The sequence below is a fragment of the Streptomyces sp. YGL11-2 genome, from assembly GCF_050054615.1.
Taxonomy (GTDB): domain Bacteria; phylum Actinomycetota; class Actinomycetes; order Streptomycetales; family Streptomycetaceae; genus Streptomyces.
This window is the reverse complement of sequence record NZ_JBNHIN010000049.1, coordinates 1-17,824: the sequence shown is the minus strand read 5'-3', so window position 1 is coordinate 17,824 and position 17,824 is coordinate 1. Positions and strand designations below refer to the sequence as shown.

Below are 17,824 nucleotides of genomic sequence, written 5' to 3'. Positions count from 1 at the left end.
GGTACCCGCGACGGGGTACCGGGCGGCGGCCGTTCGCCCGTGGGCCGCGGGGCCGTCAGCGGATGAACACCCCCGCCTGGCCCGCCAGATCGAGGAAGTACTGGGGCGCCAGGCCGAGCACCAGGGTGGCCGCGACCCCGACCGCGATGGCCGTGGACGTCAGCACGCTGGGCACCGCGACCGTCGGGCCGTCCGTCTTGGGCTCGCTGAAGAACATCAGCACGATCACCCGGATGTAGAAGAACGCCGCGATGGCCGACGAGATCACACCGACCACCACCAGCCAGCCCGCGCCGCTCTCCGCCGCCGCCTTGAACACCGCGAACTTCCCGGCGAACCCGGACGTCAGCGGAATGCCCGCGAAGGCCAGCAGGAAGACCGCGAAGACCGCGGCCACCAGCGGTGAACGGCGGCCCAGACCGGCCCACTTGGACAGGTGGGTGGCCTCTCCGCCGGCGTCCCGCACCAGGGTGACCACGGCGAACGCGCCGAGCGTCACGAAGGAGTACGCGGCGAGGTAGAAGAGCACCGAGGAGATGCCGTCCTTGCTGGCCGCGATGACACCGGCGAGGATGAAACCGGCGTGCGCGATGGAGGAGTAGGCCAGCAGCCGCTTGATGTCGGTCTGGGTGATGGCGATGACCGCACCGCCCAGCATCGTGACGATCGCGACGCCCCACATCACCGGCCGCCAGTCCCAGCGCATCCCCGGCAGCACGACGTACAGCAACCGCAGCAGCGCGCCGAAGGCGGCGACCTTGGTGGCGGCGGCCATGAAGCCCGTCACCGGCGTCGGGGCGCCCTGATAGACGTCCGGCGTCCACATGTGGAAGGGCACCGCACCGACCTTGAACAGCAGGCCCATCAGCAGCAGCGCCCCGCCGATCAGCAGCAGCGCGTCATTGCCCATCGTCCCGGCCAGCGCCGGGTCGACCTGCTTGGCGCCGTCCGAGACCACCTCGGCGATCCCGGCGTACGTCACCGTGCCGGCGTAGCCGTAGAGCAGCGCCACGCCGAACAGCAGGAAGGCGGACGAGAAGGCGCCGAGGAGGAAGTACTTGACCGCGGACTCCTGCGAGAGCAGCCGCTGCCGGCGGGCCAGCGCGCACAGGACGTACAGCGGGAGGGAGAAGACCTCCAGGGCGATGAAGAGCGTCAGCAGGTCGTTGGCCGCGGGGAAGATCAGCATGCCGCCGACCGCGAAGAGCAGGATCGGGAAGACCTCGGTGGTGGTGAACCCGGCCTTGACCGCGGCCTGTTCGGCGGCGCCGCCGGGGACGGCCGCGGGCTGCGCAGCGAAGGAGTCGATGCGGTTGCCGTGCGCCGCGGGGTCGAGCCGGCGCTCGGCGAAGGTGAAGACCGCGATCAGCGACACCAGGAGGATCGTGCCCTGGAGGAAGAGCGCGGGGCCGTCGACGGCGAGGGCGCCCATCGCGGCCAGATGCGCCCTGGACGATCCGAAGCCGGCGGCCGCCAGGCCGATCACCGCGGCGAACGCGGCGGCCAGCGACACCACGGACAGCAGCAGCTGGGCGTAGTAGCGGCTGCGGCGCGGCAGGAACGCCTCGATCAGGATGCCGGCCACCGCGGCGCCGAGGACGATGAGCGTCGGCGACAGCTGGGCGTACTCGATGTGCGGCGCCGGGATTCTGCCCGGCGTACCGGCCGCCGTTGTCCACAGGCTGTGGACACTTGCCACGGGACTCACTTCGCGGCCTCCACGTCTTGATCATGCACGGCTTGGCCGGGTCGGCCACGGCCGGGCACGGCGGTCACCTGCACGGTGGGCTTGGGGTCCTGCTTGTCCACGACGGACAGGGTGTGGCCGACGGCCGGATTGACGATGTCGGTCAGCGGCTTGGGATACACCCCGAGGAAGAGCAGCAGCGCGATCAGCGGCGCGACCACCACCAGCTCCCGGGCCCTGAGATCGCGCATCCCGCCGACCTCCGCCCTGACCGGGCCGGTCATCGTCCGCTGGTAGAGGACGAGGACGTAGAGGGCGGCCAGCACGATGCCGAGGGTGGCGACGACGCCGATGGCCGGATAGCGGCTGAACGTGCCGACCAGGACCAGGAACTCGCTGATGAACGGGGCCAGTCCGGGCAGCGAGAGGGTCGCCAGACCACCGACGAGGAAGGTGCCCGCGAGGACCGGGGCGACCTTCTGGACGCCGCCGTAGTCCGCGATCAGCCGCGAGCCGCGGCGGCTGATCAGGAACCCGGCGACCAGCATCAGCGCGGCGGTCGAGATGCCGTGGTTGACCATGTAGAGCGTCGCACCGCCCTGGCCCTGGGAGGTCATCGCGAAGATGCCCAGGATGATGAAGCCGAAGTGGGAGATCGAGGCGTAGGCGATCAGCCGCTTAATGTCCCGCTGGCCGACCGCGAGCAGCGCGCCGTAGAGGATGCTGATCAGCGACAGCACCAGGATGGCCGGGGTGGCCCAGCTGCTGGCCTGCGGGAAGAGCTGGAGGCAGAAGCGGAGCATCGCGAACGTGCCGACCTTGTCGACGACCGCGGTGATCAGCACCGCGACCGGTGAGGTCGCCTCGCCCATGGCGTTGGGCAGCCAGGTGTGCAGCGGCCACAGCGGGGCCTTGACCGCGAAGGCGAAGAAGAAGCCGAGGAACAGCAGCCGTTCGGTGCCCGTGCCGAGGGTCAGCCGGCCGGACGCCCGCGCCTCGACGATCTGCTGGAGCGAGAAGGTGCCGGCACCCAACTGGTGCGCGGTGACGGCGTACAGCCCGATCACCGCGGCCAGCATGATCAGGCCGCCGACGAGGTTGTAGAGCAGGAACTTCACCGCGGCGTACGACCGCTGGACGGCGGCCTGCTCCTCGCCGTGCGGGCCGGCCCGGTCCCCGAAGCCGCCGATGAGGAAGTACATCGGGATCAGCATGGCTTCGAAGAAGATGTAGAAGAGGAAGACGTCGGTGGCCTCGAAGGAGACGACCACCATCGCCTCGACGGCCAGGATCAGCGCGAAGAAGCCCTGGGTGGGCCGCCACCGGCGGTTCGGCGTCGTGCCCTCCAGGGGGTCGGCGTCATGCCAGCCCGCCAGGATGACGAACGGGATCAGCAGCGCGGTCAGCGCGATCAGGGCGACCGCGATGCCGTCCACCCCGAGGTCGTAGCGGACCCCGAAGTCCCGGATCCAGGCGTGGGATTCGGTCAGCTGGAACGGGCCCTTGGCGCCGGGCCGGAAGCGGACGGCGATCACCAGCGCCAGCGCCAGGGTGGCCAACGAGAACAGCAGCGCCAGCCACTTGGCGGCGGTGCGCCTGGCGGCGGGCACCGCGGCGGTGGCGATCGCACCGATCGCCGGCAGCGCGGCGGTCGCCGTCAGCAGGGGGAAGGAAAAGGCTGCCATGGCTCAGACACCCCTCATCAGCAGGGTCGCGGCGACGAGAACGGCGGCCCCGCCCAGCATCTGGACCGCGTACGAGCGGACGAAGCCGGTCTGCAACTGGCGCAGCCGGCTGGAGAGTCCGCCCACCGAGGCCGCCGTGCCGTTGACCGCGCCGTCCACCAGGGAGTGGTCGAGATAGACCAGCGTGCGGGTCAGATGCTCACCGCCGCGCTCCAGGACGACGTGGTTGAAGTCGTCCTGGAGCAGATCGCGGCGAGCCGCCCGGGTCAGCAGCGAACCGTGCGGGGCGACCGCCGGGACCTCCTTGCGGCCGTACATCAGCCAGGCGATGCCCACACCGACGACCAGCACCACCATCGTGGCGGCGGTGACCACACCGGCGCTCACCGGGGAGTTGCCGTGCGCGAAGGAGGTGACCGGCTCCAGCCAGGTGACGAAGGCGTCGTTGATGCTGAACAGCCCGCCCGCGAAGACCGATCCGACGGCCAGCACGATCATCGGGAGCGTCATGACCTTCGGCGACTCGTGCGGATGGAACTCTTTCGGATCCCACCGCCGCTCGCCGAAGAACGTCATCAGCATCACCCGGGTCATGTAGAACGCGGTGATCGCGGCGCCCAGCAGGGCCGCGCCGCCGAGGATCCAGCCCTCGGTGCCGCCCTGGGCAAACGCCGCCTCGATGATCTTGTCCTTGGAGAAGAAGCCGGACAGACCGGGGAAGCCGATGATCGCCAGATAGCCGAGGCCGAAGGTGACGAAGGTGATCGGCATGTGCCTGCGCAGTCCGCCGTAACGGCGCATGTCCACCTCGTCGTTCATCCCGTGCATCACCGAGCCGGCGCCGAGGAAGAGGCCCGCCTTGAAGAAGCCGTGGGTGACCAGGTGCATGATCGCGAAGGCGTAGCCGATGGGGCCGAGGCCGGCGGCCAGGACCATGTAGCCGATCTGGGACATCGTCGAACCGGCCAGCGCCTTCTTGATGTCGTCCTTGGCGCAACCGACGATCGCACCGAACAGGAGGGTGACCGCACCGACCGCGACCACCGCCGTCCGGGCGTCCGGCGCGGCATTGAAGATCGCCCCGGAGCGGGTGATCAGATACACGCCGGCGGTGACCATCGTGGCGGCGTGGATCAGCGCGGACACCGGCGTCGGGCCCTCCATCGCGTCGCCCAGCCAGGACTGGAGCGGCACCTGCGCCGACTTGCCGCAGGCGGCCAGCAGCAGCAGCAGCCCGATGGCGGTCAGCCTGCCCTCGCCCGTGGCGCCCGTCGAGGCGAGCACCGGGCCGAAGGCGAAGGTCCCGAACGTGGTGAACATCAGCATGACGGCGATGGACAGGCCCATGTCGCCGACGCGGTTGACCAGGAACGCCTTCTTGGCGGCGGTGGCCGCGCTCGGCTTGTGCTGCCAGAACCCGATCAGGAGATACGAGGCGAGGCCGACGCCCTCCCAACCGACGTACAGCAGAAGGTAGTTGTCGGCGAGGACCAGCAGCAGCATCGCCGCCAGGAAGAGATTGAGATAGCCGAAGAAGCGGCGGCGCCGCTCATCGTGCTCCATATAGCCGATCGAGTAGATGTGGATCAGCGATCCGACACCGGTGATCAGCAGGGCGAAGGTCATCGACAACTGGTCGAGCTGGAAGGCGAGATCGGCCCGGAAGCCGCCGACCGGGATCCAGCTGAACAGGTGCTGGTGCAGGGCGCGGTGCTCGGCGCTCCTGCCGAGCATGTCGGCGAAGAGCACCACCGCGACGGCGAACGAGGCCACCGCGAAGAGCGAGCCGATCCAGTGGCCGGCGCGGTCCAGGCGCCGGCCGCCGCACAGCAGCAGGGCCGCACCGACCAGCGGTGCCGCGACGAGCAGCGCGATCAAGTTCTCCACTTTGTGCGACCCCTTACAGCTTCATCAGGCTGGCGTCGTCGACCGAGGCCGTGTGACGGGTGCGGAAGATCGACACGATGATCGCCAGGCCGACCACGACCTCGGCCGCGGCGACGACCATCGTGAAGAAGGCGATGATCTGGCCGTCCAGATTCCCGTGCATCCGCGAGAAGGTGACGAAGGCCAGGTTGCAGGCGTTCAGCATCAGTTCGATGCACATGAACACCACGATGGCGTTCCGCCTGATCAGCACTCCGGCCGCGCCGATGGTGAACAACAGGGCGGCGAGATAGAGGTAGTTGACCGGGTTCACTTCTGGGCACCCTCTTTCGGTTCCCTCGGCGCCGCGGGACCCGACGGCTTGGGCTTCGCCTCGCCGGAGCCCCGCCCCAGCCAGTCCTCGGAGCGCTGCTCCAGCGCCTTCAGCTCGGCGAGGGACTCACCGGAGACGTCACGGACCTGGCCGCGCTCCCGCAGCGTCGGGCTGACGGTCAGTTCGGACGCGGTGCCGTCCGGCAGCAGGCCGGGGATGTCGACGGCGTTGTGCCGGGCGTAGACACCGGGGGCGGGCAGCGGCGGCACCTGCTTGCCCTCGCGGATCCGCGCCTCGGACTGCTCCCGCTGGGACTTGGCGCGCTCCGTACGCTCCCGGTGGGTGAGCACCATCGCGCCGACGGCCGCCGTGATCAGCAGCGCGCCGGTGATCTCGAAGGCGAAGACGTACTTGGTGAAGATGAGCGCGGCCAGGCCCTGCACATTGCCGCCGGCGTTGGCCTCGCCCAGGCCGTTGAACTGCTGGAGCGAGGCGTTGCCGATACCGGCGATCAGCAGGACGCCGAAGCCCAGGCCCAGGCCGGCGGCGAGCCAGCGCTGGCCCTTGAGGGTCTCCTTGAGGGAGTCGGCGGCGGTGACGCCGACCAGCATCACGACGAACAGGAACAGCATCATGATCGCGCCCGTGTAGACCACGATCTGCACGACACCGAGGAAGTAGGCGCCGTTGGCCAGATAGAAGACCGCCAGGACGATCATGGTCCCGGCGAGCGAGAGGGCGCTGTGCACGGCCCGTTTCATCAAGATCGTGGACAGGGCGCCGGCGACGGCGACGATGCCCAGGAGCCAGAACTGCACGGCCTCCCCCGAGGAGGTCGTGGTGGCGGCGAGACCGGTCATGCGTGGGCCCCCTTCTCCCGGGCGTCCGGCCCGGCCGCCGCCGCATCCGCCGCCGCATCCGCCGCCGCTTCCGCGTCCGCATCCGGGTCCGCCGGTTTCTCGCCCTTGGAGACCGCGACCTGGCGGACCGTCCCCGGAGCGGCCCCGGTCACCAGCCCGTTGTAGTAGTCGCGCTCCGTCATGCCGGGATAGATCGCGTGCGGGGTGTCGACCATCGCGTCGTCCAGGCCGGCGAGCAGCTCCTCCTTGGTGTAGATGAGCGATTCGCGGGACCGGTCGGCGAGTTCGTACTCGTTGGTCATGGTCAGCGCGCGGGTCGGGCAGGCTTCCACGCACAGGCCGCACAGAATGCAGCGGAGGTAGTTGATCTGGTAGACGCGGCCGTACCGCTCGCCCGGGGAGTAGCGCTCCTCGTCGGTGTTGTCCGCGCCCTCGACGTAGATCGCGTCCGCCGGGCAGGCCCAGGCGCACAGCTCGCAGCCGATGCACTTCTCCAGCCCGTCCGGATGCCGGTTGAGCTGGTGCCGGCCGTGGAAGCGCGGCGCCGTCGGCTTCTTCTCCTCCGGATACTGCTCGGTCAGCCGCTTCTTGAACATGGCCCTGAAGGTCACGCCGAAGCCGGCCACGGGGTTCTGGAACTCAGGCACCGTCGCCCCCCTTTCCGTCGGTCTCATTTCCGTCACTCACAGTGTCCACCCGGCCACTGACAATCAACTCGCGGTCCCGGCGCGGGCGCCTGCGCGGCACCGGCGGCAGGCTCTGGCCGGGCAGCGGCGGCACCGGGAATCCGCCCGCCATCGGGTCGAAGGCGCCGTCGCCGTCCGTCTCCTCCGCCTCGCCGCGCCGGAAGAAGTCCACGAGCAGCGAGATCAGCAGCAGCGTGATCGCGCCGCCGGCGACGTACAGCACGATCCGGGAGAAGTCGTAGCCCTCGTTCTTCAGCGCCCGGACGGTGGCGACGAGCATCAGCCAGACCATCGAGACCGGGATCAGGACCTTCCAGCCCAGCTTCATGAACTGGTCGTAGCGCACCCGGGGAAGGGTGCCGCGCAGCCAGATGAAGAAGAACAGGAACAGCTGCACCTTGATGACGAACCAGAGCATCGGCCACCAGCCGTGGTTCGCGCCCGCCCAGAACGTGGAGATCGGCCAGGGCGCCTTCCAGCCGCCCAGGAACAGGGTGACCGCGACCGCCGAGACGGTGACCATGTTGATGTACTCGGCGAGCATGAACATCGCGAACTTGATCGACGAGTACTCGGTGTTGAAGCCGCCGACGAGGTCGCCCTCGGACTCCGGCATGTCGAACGGCGCCCGGTTGGTCTCCCCCACCATCGCGACGATGTAGATGACGAAGGACACCGGCAGCAGCAGGACGTACCACTTGCTCTGCTGCGACTCCACGATGGTCGACGTCGACATCGACCCGGAGTAGAGGAACACCGCCGCGAACGACATCCCCATCGCGATCTCGTACGAGATCATCTGCGCGCACGACCGCAGGCCGCCGAGCAGCGGATACGTCGACCCGGAGGACCAGCCCGCCAGCACGATGCCGTAGATGCCGACCGAGGCCGTGGCCAGGATGTAGAGGATGCCGATCGGGAGGTCGGTGAGCTGCATCGGGGTGCGGTGGCCGAGGATCGAGATCTCGTTGCCGGCCGGGCCGAACGGGATCACCGCGATCGCCATGAACGCCGGGATGGCCGCCACGATGGGCGCGAGGACGTAGACCACCTTGTCCGCACGCCGGACGACCAGGTCCTCCTTCAGCATCAGCTTGATGCCGTCGGCGAGCGACTGGAGCATCCCCCAGGGGCCGTGCCGGTTGGGGCCGATCCGCAGCTGCATCCAGGCGACGACCTTGCGCTCCCAGACGATCGAGAACAGCACCGTCAGCATCAGGAACGCGAAGCAGAACACCGCCTTGACGACGACCAGCCACCACGGGTCGCGCCCGAACATCGACAGGTCCTCTTGGGCCAGCACGGCCACCGGATGACCGAACCGCATCATGCGTCCACCTCCTTGGCCGGCGCCGGCGTACCCGGGACGGCGGAGACCTTCACCAGGTCACCGGGGAGCGCCCCGGTGTCGGCGGCCACGCCGCCGCCCACGGAATTCAGCGGCAGCCACACCACCCGGTCGGGCATCCGCGTGATGCGGAGCGGCAGTTGCACCGATCCGGCCGGTCCGGTGACCGCCAGTAGGTCGCCGTCCTTGACGCCGGTCTCCTCGGCCGTGGTGGCCGACAGCCGGGCGAGTGCGGCGTGCCGGGTGCCGGCCAGCGCCTCGTCGCCCTCCTGGAGCAGCCCCTGGTCCAGGAGGAGCCGGTGGCCCGCCAGTACGGCCTCGCCGGCGTCCGGGCGGGGCAGCGGACGCCCCGCCTCCAGCGGGTCACCGGCGAACGGGCCGCCCCAGCCGCCCAGTTGGTCCAGCTCCCGGCGCACCGCCCGCAGGTCCGGCAGCGCCAGATGGACGTCCATGGCGTCGGCGAGCATCTGGAGCACCCGGGCGTCCGGCTGGAGCAGCCGCCGGGTCATCTGGTCCGGCTTGAGCGCGGCCTCGAACTGCCGGGCGCGGCCCTCCCAGTTCAGAAACGTTCCGGCCTTCTCGACCACGGCCGCCACCGGGAGCACCACGTCCGCCCGCTCGGTGACCTGAGAGGGCCGCAGCTCCAGACTGACCAGGAACCCGACCTCGTCCAGCGCGGTCAACGCCCGTGCCGGATCGGGCAGATCGGCGACCTCGACGCCCGCCACCAGGAGCGCGCTGAGCTCACCGGTCGCCGCGGCCTCGACGATCTGGCCGGTGTCCCGCCCGTGCCGATGCGGCAGCGCGGCCACACCCCAGGCGGCGGCGACCTCGTCCCGGGCCCGCGGATCGGTGGCCGGCCGCCCGCCGGGCAGCAGACCGGGCAGCGCACCCGCCTCGACGGCACCCCGCTCGCCCGCCCGCCGCGGCATCCACACCAGGGAGGCGCCGGTCGCGGAGGCGGCGCGGATCGCGGCGGTCAGCGCGCCGGGCACCGTCGCCAGCCGCTCGCCGACGATGATCACCGCACCGTCCGCGCGCAGCGCCTCGGCCGCGGCCCGCCCCGCGCCGTCCAGCCCGACGCCGCCCGCGAGGGCGTCCAGCCATTCGGTCTCCGTACCGGGCGCCGCCGGGAGCAGCGTGCCGCCCGCCTTGATCAGTCCGCGGGTGGCGTGGCTCGCCAGCCCGTAGGTGCGCTGGCCGCTCCTGCGGTGCGCCTTGCGCAGCCGCAGGAAGACGCCGGGCGCCTCCTCCTCCGCCTCGACTCCGGCCAGCAGCACGGCCGGTGCCTTCTCCAGCGCGGTGTACGTCACGCCGCCACCGTCGAGGTCCCGGCCGCGGCCGGCGACCCTCGCCGCCAGGAAGTCGGCCTCCTCGGCGCTGTGCGACCGGGCCCGGAAGTCGATGTCGTTGGTGTGCAGCGCGATCCGGGCGAACTTGGCGTAGGCGTAGGCGTCCTCGACGGTCAGCCGGCCGCCGGTCAGCACCCCGGCGCGCCCCCGGGCGGCGGCCAGTCCGCGGGCCGCGGCCGCCAGGGCGGCGGGCCAGCTCGCCGGCTCCAGTTCACCGGACTCCGGGTCGCGCACGAGGGGGTGCTCCAGCCGGTCCCGCTGCTGTGCGTACCGGAAGGCGAACCGCCCCTTGTCGCAGATCCACTCCTCGTTGACCTCGGGGTCGTCGGCCGCCAGCCGCCGTAGGACCTTGCCGCGGCGGTGGTCCGTACGCGTCGCGCAGCCGCCGGCGCAGTGCTCGCACACCGACGGCGAGGAGACCAGGTCGAACGGGCGGGACCGGAAGCGGTACGCGGCCGACGTCAGCGCCCCCACCGGGCAGATCTGGATGGTGTTCCCGGAGAAGTACGACACGAAGGGGTCGCCCTCCCCGATACCGACCTGCTGGAGGGCGCCACGCTCGATCAGCTCGATCATCGGGTCGCCGGCGATCTGGTTGCTGAAGCGGGTGCAGCGCGCGCACAGCACGCAGCGCTCGCGGTCCAGCAGCACCTGCGTGGAGATCGCCACCGGCTTCTCGTAGGTGCGCTTGCGGCCCTCGAAGCGGCTGTCCGGGTCGCCGACCTGCATCGCCTGGTTCTGCAGCGGGCACTCGCCGCCCTTGTCGCAGACCGGGCAGTCCAGCGGATGGTTGATCAGCAGCAGCTCCATCACCCCGCGCTGGGCCTTCTCGGCCACCGGCGAGGTCAGCTGCGACCTGACCACCATGCCGTCGGTGCAGGTGATGGTGCAGGAGGCCATCGGCTTGCGCTGGCCCTCGACCTCGACGATGCACTGCCGGCAGGCGCCCGCCGGGTCCAGCAGCGGGTGGTCGCAGAAGCGCGGGATCTCGATGCCGAGGAGTTCGGCGGCGCGGATGACCAGCGTCCCCTTCGGGACGGAGATCTCGATGCCGTCGATCGTCAGGGTGACGAGGTCCTCCGGCGGTACCGCCGCCGCGCCGCCCCCGGAGGGCGCATTGGTCGTGACGGTCATGCATTCACCCCCAGGTGGGCGTCGGTGCCGGCCCAGAGGGCCGACTTGGCGGGGTCGAAGGGGCAGCCCTTGCCGGTGATGTGCTGCTCGTACTCCTCGCGGAAGTACTTGAGCGAGGAGAAGATCGGCGAGGCGGCGCCGTCGCCGAGGGCGCAGAAGGACTTGCCGTTGATGTTGTCGGCGATGTCGTCGATCTTGTCGAGGTCGCCGAGCCGGCCGCGGCCCGCTTCGACGTCCCGCAACAACTGCACCAGCCAGTACGTCCCTTCACGGCAGGGCGTGCACTTGCCGCAGGACTCGTGCGCGTAGAACTCGGTCCAGCGGGTGACCGCCCGGACGACGCAGGTGGTCTCGTCGAAGCACTGCAGCGCCTTGGTGCCGAGCATCGAACCGGCCGCGCCGACGCCCTCGTAGTCGAGCGGGACGTCGAGGTGCTCCTCGGTGAACATCGGTGTCGAAGAGCCGCCGGGCGTCCAGAACTTGAGCCGGTGGCCGGGCCGCATCCCGCCGCTGACGTCGAGCAGCTGGCGCAGTGTGACGCCCAACGGGGCTTCGTACTGGCCGGGGTTGGCGACGTGGCCGCTGAGCGAGTAGAGCGTGAAGCCCGGGGACTTCTCGCTGCCCATCGACCTGAACCAGTCCTTGCCCTTGTTCAGGATCGCGGGAACCGACGCGATGGACTCGACGTTGTTCACGACAGTGGGGCAGGCGTAGAGGCCGGCCACCGCGGGGAAAGGGGGACGCAGACGGGGCTGTCCGCGACGGCCTTCCAGGGAATCCAGCAGCGCGGTTTCCTCACCGCAGATGTACGCGCCGGCGCCCGCGTGCACGATCACGTCCAGGTCGAGTCCCGACCCCAGGATGTCCCTTCCGAGGAAGCCCGCCGCATACGCCTCGCGCACGGCCTCGTGCAGCCGGCGCAGTACGGGCACGACCTCACCGCGCAGATAGATGAAGGCATGGTTCGACCGGATCGCGTGAGCGGCGATCACGATCCCCTCGATGAGGGAATGCGGGTTCGCGAAGAGGAGCGGGATGTCCTTGCAGGTCCCGGGCTCCGACTCGTCGGCGTTGACAACGAGATAGTGCGGTTTGCCGTCGCCCTGCGGAATGAACTGCCATTTCATCCCGGTCGGGAAGCCGGCGCCGCCACGGCCGCGGAGCCCGGAGTCCTTGACGTAGGCGATGACGTCGTCCGGGGCCATCGCGAGGGCCTTGCGCATGCCCTCGTAGCCCTCGTGGCGCAGATAGGTCTCCAGCGTCCAGGACTCGGGTTCGTCCCAGAAGGCGGAGAGGACGGGCGCGAGGACCTTCTCGGGGCTGTTCGCGCCTCCGGCCTCCGGCCGGGGGGTGCCGCCGAACTCGGCTGCCACGGTCATCACTCCCCCTCCTCGCCCGTCGGGCCGGCGGCATCGTCGCTGCGGGGCGGAGCCCCTCCGTCCGGGGTGGCGGGAGGGGGGCCGGCCTCGTCGGGCGGGCCGTCCGCGGTGGTGCGCGGGGAGACGACGTGGTCCGCGTGGCCGGGAGCCGCCTCGCCCTTGGCCAGGCGCAGTCCGATCAGGGAGGCGGGACCGGCGCCGCCGGTGGCCTCGACGGCGCCCGGCCGCCGGTCCGGGAAGCCGGCGAGCATCCGGGCGGTCTCCTTGAAGGTGCAGAGGGGGGCGCCGCGGGTGGGCCGGACGGTCCGGCCGGCCCGCAGGTCGTCGACGAGCTGCCGGGCGGACTGCGGGGTCTGGTTGTCGAAGAACTCCCAGTTGACCATCACGACGGGGGCGAAGTCGCAGGCGGCGTTGCACTCGATGTGTTCGAGGGTGATGGTGCCGTCCTCGGTGGTCTCGCCGTTGCCGATGCCGAGGTGGTGCTGGAGGTCGTCGAAGATGGCGTCGCCGCCCATCACCGCGCACAGGGTGTTGGTGCAGACCCCGACCTGGTAGTCGCCGCTCGGCCGGCGGCGGTACATGGAGTAGAAGGTCGAGACCGCGGTGACCTCGGCGGTGGTGAGGTCGAGCAGTTCGGCGCAGAAGCGGATGCCGGTGCGCGTGATGTGCCCTTCCTCGGCCTGGACGAGGTGCAGCAGCGGCAGCAGCGCCGAGCGCGAGTCGGGGTAGCGGGCGATCACCTCCCTGGCGTCCGCTTCCAGCCGGGCCCGTACGTCGGCCGGGTAGTCCGGGGCCGGGAGTTGGGGCATGCCCAGCTGGACGTCATTGCGTGCCGGAGTGGCGTTCACCGGTCGACGCCTCCCATCACGGGGTCGATGGACGCGACGGCGACGATGACGTCGGCGACCTGGCCGCCTTCACACATCGCTGCCATGGCCTGCAGGTTGGTGAAGGACGGGTCGCGGAAGTGCACCCGGTAGGGGCGGGTGCCGCCGTCGCTGACCGCGTGGACGCCCAGCTCGCCCTTGGGCGACTCGACGGCGGCGTACGCCTGGCCGGGCGGGACCCGGAAGCCCTCCGTCACCAGCTTGAAGTGGTGGATCAGGGCCTCCATCGAGGTGCCCATGATCTTCTTAATGTGGTCGAGGGAATTGCCGAGGCCGTCGGGGCCGAGGGCCAGCTGGGCGGGCCAGGCGATCTTCTTGTCCGCGACCATCACGGGCCCGGGCTCCAGCCGGTCCAGGCACTGCTCGACGATGCCGAGCGACTGGCGCATCTCCTCCAGCCGGATCAGGAACCGGCCGTAGGCATCGCAGGTGTCGGCTGTCGGCACCTCGAAGTCGTAGTTCTCGTATCCACAGTACGGCCGCGTCCTGCGCAGGTCATGGGGCAGTCCGGCGGAGCGGACGATGGGCCCGGTGGCTCCGGTGGCCATGCAGCCGGCCAGGTCGAGGTAGCCGATGCCCTCCATGCGGCCCTTGAAGACGGGGTTGCCGGTGGCGAGCTTGTCGTACTCGACGAGGTTCCTGCGCATCTTCCTGACGAAGGCGCGCACCTGGTCGACGGCGCCCGGCGGCAGGTCCTGGGCCAGGCCGCCGGGGCGGATGTAGGCGTGGTTCATCCGCAGGCCGGTGATCAACTCGAAGATGTCGAGGATCATCTCCCGGTCGCGGAAGCCGTAGATCATGATCGTGGTGGCGCCCAGCTCCATGCCGCCGGTGGCGATGCACACCAGGTGGGAGGAGAGCCGGTTGAGCTCCATCAGCAGCACGCGGACGACGGAGGCCCGGTCGGGCACCTGGTCGGTGATGCCGAGCAGCTTCTCCACGGCCAGGCAGTAGGCCGTCTCGTTGAAGAAGGGCGTCAGGTAGTCCATCCGCGTCACGAACGTCGTGCCCTGCGTCCAGGTCCGGTATTCGAGGTTCTTCTCGATGCCGGTGTGCAGGTAGCCGATGCCGCAGCGGGCCTCGGTGACGGTCTCGCCGTCGATCTCCAGGATCAGCCGGAGCACGCCGTGGGTGGACGGGTGCTGCGGCCCCATGTTGACGATGATCCGCTCGTCGTCGGACTTGGCGGCGCCCGCCGCGACCTCGTCCCAGTCGCCGCCGGTGACGGTGTAGACGGTGCCTTCCGTGGTCTCGCGGGGGGTTGCGCGGGACGCCTCGCTGGGAGTGCTCATCAGGTGTAAGACCTCCGCTGGTCGGGAGCCGGGATCCGGGCGCCCTTGTACTCGACGGGAATGCCGCCGAGCGGGTAGTCCTTGCGCTGCGGGAAGCCCTGCCAGTCGTCCGGCATCATGATCCGCGTGAGCGCCGGGTGCCCGTCGAAGACGAGGCCGAAGAAGTCGTAGGTCTCGCGCTCGTGCCAGTCGTTGGTCGGATAGATCTCGACGAGCGAGGGCACGTGGGGGTCGGCGTCCGGGGCCGAGACCTCCAGCCGGATCAGCCGGTTGTGGGTGATCGAGCGCAGGTGGTAGACGGCGTGCAGCTCGCGGCCCTGGTCGCCGGGGTAGTGCACGCCGCTCACGCCGGTGCAGAGTTCGAAGCGCAGCGCGGGGTCGTCGCGCAGCGTCCTAGCGGCGGCCGGCAGATGCTCCCGCGCGATGTGGAAGGTGATCTCGCCGCGGTCGACGACGGTCTTCTCGATGACGTTCTCGGGCACCAGGCCCTGTTCGTCCAGGGCGCCCTCCAGCTCGTCGGCGACCTCGTCGAACTCTCCACACCCTCCCGCACCGGACGGTCCGCCGTACGGCCGCGCGCTCGCACCGGGCAGCCGGACGGAGCGCACCAGCCCGCCGTAACCGGAGGTGTCTCCTCCGTTGTTGGCGCCGAACATCCCGTGCCGGGTGCCGATCACCTCGCCGGTGTCCGCGCGCTGCGCCGGGACGGCCTCGTCCGGCCGGTCCGGGGTCTCGGGGTTCTTCGGCTCGCTCACCGCAGCAGGCCCTTCTTCTCGGTCGAGAGGGGCATCTCGATCAGCGGGAGGGCCTTGAGTGCCGCTTCCTCCGCTTCATGGGCCGCCTGCACCTGATTGACCCCGAGCTTGCTGCTCTGGATCTTCTGGTGGAGCTTGAGGATGGCGTCCATGAGCATCTCGGGGCGCGGCGGGCAGCCCGGTAGATAGATGTCAACGGGAACGATGTGGTCGACGCCCTGGACGATCGCGTAGTTGTTGAACATCCCGCCCGACGAGGCGCAAACCCCCATGGAGATCACCCACTTCGGGTTCGGCATCTGGTCGTAGACCTGCCGCAGGACGGGCGCCATCTTCTGGCTCACCCGGCCGGCCACGATCATCAGGTCCGCCTGCCGCGGGGAGCCGCGGAAGACCTCCATGCCGAAGCGGGCCAGGTCGTAGCGCCCGGCGCCGGTGGTCATCATCTCGATGGCGCAGCAGGCCAGCCCGAAGGTCGCGGGGAAGACCGACGACTTGCGCACCCAGCCCGCGGCCTGCTCGACAGTGGTCAGCAAAAAGCCGCTGGGCAGCTTCTCTTCCAGTCCCATTGGTGCCCCCTAGTCCCATTCCAGGCCGCCGCGACGCCAGACGTAGGCGTAGGCGACGAAGACGGTGAGCGCGAAGAGGAGCATCTCGACGAGCCCGAAAAGCCCCAGGGCGTCGAAGGTGACGGCCCAGGGATAGAGGAAGACGATCTCGATGTCGAAGACGATGAAGAGCATCGCCGTCAGGTAGTACTTGATCGGGAAGCGACCGCCACCGGACGGGTGTGGCGTCGGCTCGATTCCGCATTCGTACGCTTCGAGCTTGGCCCGGTTGTAGCGCCGGGGGCCGATGAGCGCGGCCATGACCACGGAGAAGATCGCAAAGCCTGCCCCGAGGGCTCCCAGTACGAGGATGGGCGCGTAAGCGTTCACCGTCCTCGCTCCCTTCAGTCGACGATGACTGGATGGCGGTCCGCTCGGGCTTACCGGCTGCCCCGTGGAGATCGTGCCTATGTGAGGCAGTTCACAAGCCCGAATGCCTGCATCTTATGCCCGTCGCTCTGTGATCTGCGACACGGGGTGCGGCAACGACTTTGTGATCTTCACCACCTGACGAAGGATCATGGAACCGGATGCTCGATGATCCCCTTACACGACGCTCGCCGGTGATCACTAGAGGTGATATTCGCCAAGGTTACCGCTGGTCAGGGCAGGCATCCCATTATCAAATGAGGTGCCGCAAAGGCAAATTGGCCCCGGGTGAAATCAACTGCTATACGCGTCGGGCCCGTAGACGTGATCCGCTCGTAACCCGGCCGTGATCGTCGGTACGTGCCTCGATTCACGAGCGCGCCGGACGGATCCGGCGGACGGATGGCCGACTCCCGACCGAGCGACCGGCCGGCCACTCGGTCACGGGAACATAACGGACACTCACGAGTGACCTATCCCACGCGATTTGAAGCACTAAGTCCTTGACTCCCGGGCAGCCTTGGCGCGGCGGATGAGGAAGTGGTAGGCGCCGCCAGGGCCCGCATGGAGCGCCAAATGCCGTGCGTAGGAACATGATCGCGAATTCCGGACATCGCGCGGGCGAGGCGACGGGCAGTCAAAAGTCCGTTTTGTTCGTCGCGTACGCGTCAAGTGTGGCGTACTGCACCTTTGTTGGCAGCAACCTGCGGGGCCTGATAGCCGTGGTGCCATGTCCCCGAACGCACTCATACCCAGCCACCGGAAGCCCCGCCGTTCCGCGTCCTCGCGGGCACTGCGTGCGGGCGTGACCGGTGGCTTCCTCACCCTCGCGGTAACCGGCGCCACCGTGCCGGCCAACGCCGTCGAGAAGTCCGTCTCCGAAACCCAGGAGATGCCCACCATCACGGCAGCACTGGCCACCAGTGCCACCGAGAGCGCGGACGCCGCCCAGCAGGCCGCGTTCACCTACGAGCGCCAGGCGCTCCAGGACGCCGCTGCCGCCAAGGCCGACAAGGCGGCGAACAAGGCGAAGGCCGCCGCCGAGAAGAAGGCCCAGGCCGAGGCCGAGGCGAAGAAGGCCGCCGAAAAGGCCAAGGAAGCCGCGCAGACCCGCGCCTCGCGCTCCGACGAGCGCACCTCGCTCGCCACCTCCAGCAGCGCGACCGGCAGCGCCGCCACCCTCGTCTCCTTCCTCAAGGCGCAGCTCGGCAAGGCGTACGTGCTCGGCTCCAGCGGCCCGTCCTCGTACGACTGCTCCGGCCTGACCCAGGCCGCGTTCTCCCAGATCGGCGTCAACCTGCCGCGCGTCTCGCAGAGCCAGTCGACCACCGGCACCCAGGTCAGCCTCAGCAACCTCCAGGTCGGGGACATCCTGTACTGGGGCAGCGCGGGCAGCGCCTACCACGTCGCCGTCTACGTCGGCGGCGGCAACTTCATCGGCGCCCAGAACCCGAGCACCGGCATCGTCGAGCGCCCGCTCAGCTACGACCAGCCCACCGGCGCGGTGCGCGTCCTCTGAGACCGCCGCACCCCAAAGTGCCCTGAAGGGCCGCCCCTCCCCCGCTCGGGAGGGGCGGCCCTC

15 protein-coding genes are annotated in these 17,824 nt (G+C 69.8%); 1 reads left to right on the top strand and 14 read right to left on the bottom strand.

Annotated elements, in window-relative coordinates; all coding sequences use genetic code 11:
- Positions 1–55 precede the first annotated feature (55 nt).
- The 14 genes from nuoN to ACO1BR_RS35070 are packed head-to-tail and all read right to left on the bottom strand — an operon-like array spanning position 56 to position 16,203.
- Positions 56–1,708, bottom strand: coding sequence for an NADH-quinone oxidoreductase subunit NuoN (gene nuoN, locus ACO1BR_RS35135; protein WP_426799166.1), 1,653 nt, complete (start codon positions 1,706–1,708; stop codon positions 56–58).
- Complete coding sequence (locus ACO1BR_RS35130) at positions 1,705–3,372, bottom strand: NADH-quinone oxidoreductase subunit M (RefSeq protein ID WP_426799165.1); 1,668 nt, start codon at positions 3,370–3,372, stop codon at positions 1,705–1,707. Before ACO1BR_RS35130 ends, nuoN begins: the two co-directional genes overlap by 4 nt.
- 3 nt (positions 3,373–3,375) lie before the next feature.
- A complete protein-coding gene (gene nuoL, locus ACO1BR_RS35125) occupies positions 3,376–5,259 on the bottom strand; it encodes an NADH-quinone oxidoreductase subunit L (RefSeq protein ID WP_426799164.1) in 1,884 nt (627 codons plus the stop codon).
- Between the two features lie 13 nt (positions 5,260–5,272).
- Positions 5,273–5,572, bottom strand: coding sequence for an NADH-quinone oxidoreductase subunit NuoK (gene nuoK / locus ACO1BR_RS35120; protein WP_006604821.1), 300 nt, complete (start codon positions 5,570–5,572; stop codon positions 5,273–5,275).
- Positions 5,569–6,432 (bottom strand): NADH-quinone oxidoreductase subunit J, encoded by an 864-nt coding sequence (locus ACO1BR_RS35115; protein WP_426799163.1) that lies wholly within the window; start codon positions 6,430–6,432, stop codon positions 5,569–5,571. The genes nuoK and ACO1BR_RS35115 overlap by 4 nt, the downstream gene beginning before the upstream one ends.
- On the bottom strand, positions 6,429–7,079 hold the full coding sequence (gene nuoI / locus ACO1BR_RS35110; protein WP_426799162.1) for an NADH-quinone oxidoreductase subunit NuoI: 651 nt from the start codon (positions 7,077–7,079) through the stop codon (positions 6,429–6,431). Before nuoI ends, ACO1BR_RS35115 begins: the two co-directional genes overlap by 4 nt.
- Complete coding sequence (gene nuoH / locus ACO1BR_RS35105; RefSeq protein WP_426799161.1) at positions 7,072–8,448, bottom strand: NADH-quinone oxidoreductase subunit NuoH; 1,377 nt, start codon at positions 8,446–8,448, stop codon at positions 7,072–7,074. The genes nuoI and nuoH overlap by 8 nt, the downstream gene beginning before the upstream one ends.
- Entirely contained in the window at positions 8,445–10,952 is a 2,508-nt protein-coding gene (locus ACO1BR_RS35100; protein WP_426799160.1) for an NADH-quinone oxidoreductase subunit G, read from the bottom strand. Before ACO1BR_RS35100 ends, nuoH begins: the two co-directional genes overlap by 4 nt.
- Positions 10,949–12,331: an NADH-quinone oxidoreductase subunit NuoF gene (gene nuoF, locus ACO1BR_RS35095; protein ID WP_426799159.1), complete on the bottom strand. Its 1,383-nt coding sequence runs from the start codon at positions 12,329–12,331 to the stop codon at positions 10,949–10,951. Before nuoF ends, ACO1BR_RS35100 begins: the two co-directional genes overlap by 4 nt.
- Positions 12,331–13,140: an NADH-quinone oxidoreductase subunit NuoE gene (gene nuoE, locus ACO1BR_RS35090; RefSeq protein WP_426799194.1), complete on the bottom strand. Its 810-nt coding sequence runs from the start codon at positions 13,138–13,140 to the stop codon at positions 12,331–12,333. Before nuoE ends, nuoF begins: the two co-directional genes overlap by 1 nt.
- A 35-nt stretch (positions 13,141–13,175) precedes the next feature.
- Positions 13,176–14,510 (bottom strand): NADH-quinone oxidoreductase subunit D, encoded by a 1,335-nt coding sequence (locus tag ACO1BR_RS35085; protein ID WP_426799158.1) that lies wholly within the window; start codon positions 14,508–14,510, stop codon positions 13,176–13,178.
- The gene (locus ACO1BR_RS35080) at positions 14,510–15,265 is read right to left on the bottom strand and encodes an NADH-quinone oxidoreductase subunit C (RefSeq protein ID WP_426799157.1); all 756 of its coding nucleotides are present in this window, start codon (positions 15,263–15,265) and stop codon (positions 14,510–14,512) included. The genes ACO1BR_RS35085 and ACO1BR_RS35080 overlap by 1 nt, the downstream gene beginning before the upstream one ends.
- A complete protein-coding gene (locus tag ACO1BR_RS35075; protein ID WP_159503101.1) occupies positions 15,262–15,834 on the bottom strand; it encodes a NuoB/complex I 20 kDa subunit family protein in 573 nt (190 codons plus the stop codon). Before ACO1BR_RS35075 ends, ACO1BR_RS35080 begins: the two co-directional genes overlap by 4 nt.
- Before the next feature lie 9 nt (positions 15,835–15,843).
- The gene (locus ACO1BR_RS35070) at positions 15,844–16,203 is read right to left on the bottom strand and encodes an NADH-quinone oxidoreductase subunit A (RefSeq protein WP_426799156.1); all 360 of its coding nucleotides are present in this window, start codon (positions 16,201–16,203) and stop codon (positions 15,844–15,846) included.
- Between the two features lie 769 nt (positions 16,204–16,972).
- Here ACO1BR_RS35070 and ACO1BR_RS35065 point away from each other — a divergent pair.
- Positions 16,973–17,761, top strand: a complete 789-nt coding sequence (locus ACO1BR_RS35065; RefSeq protein WP_426799155.1) for a C40 family peptidase — start codon at positions 16,973–16,975, stop codon at positions 17,759–17,761.
- Positions 17,762–17,824 lie beyond the last annotated feature (63 nt).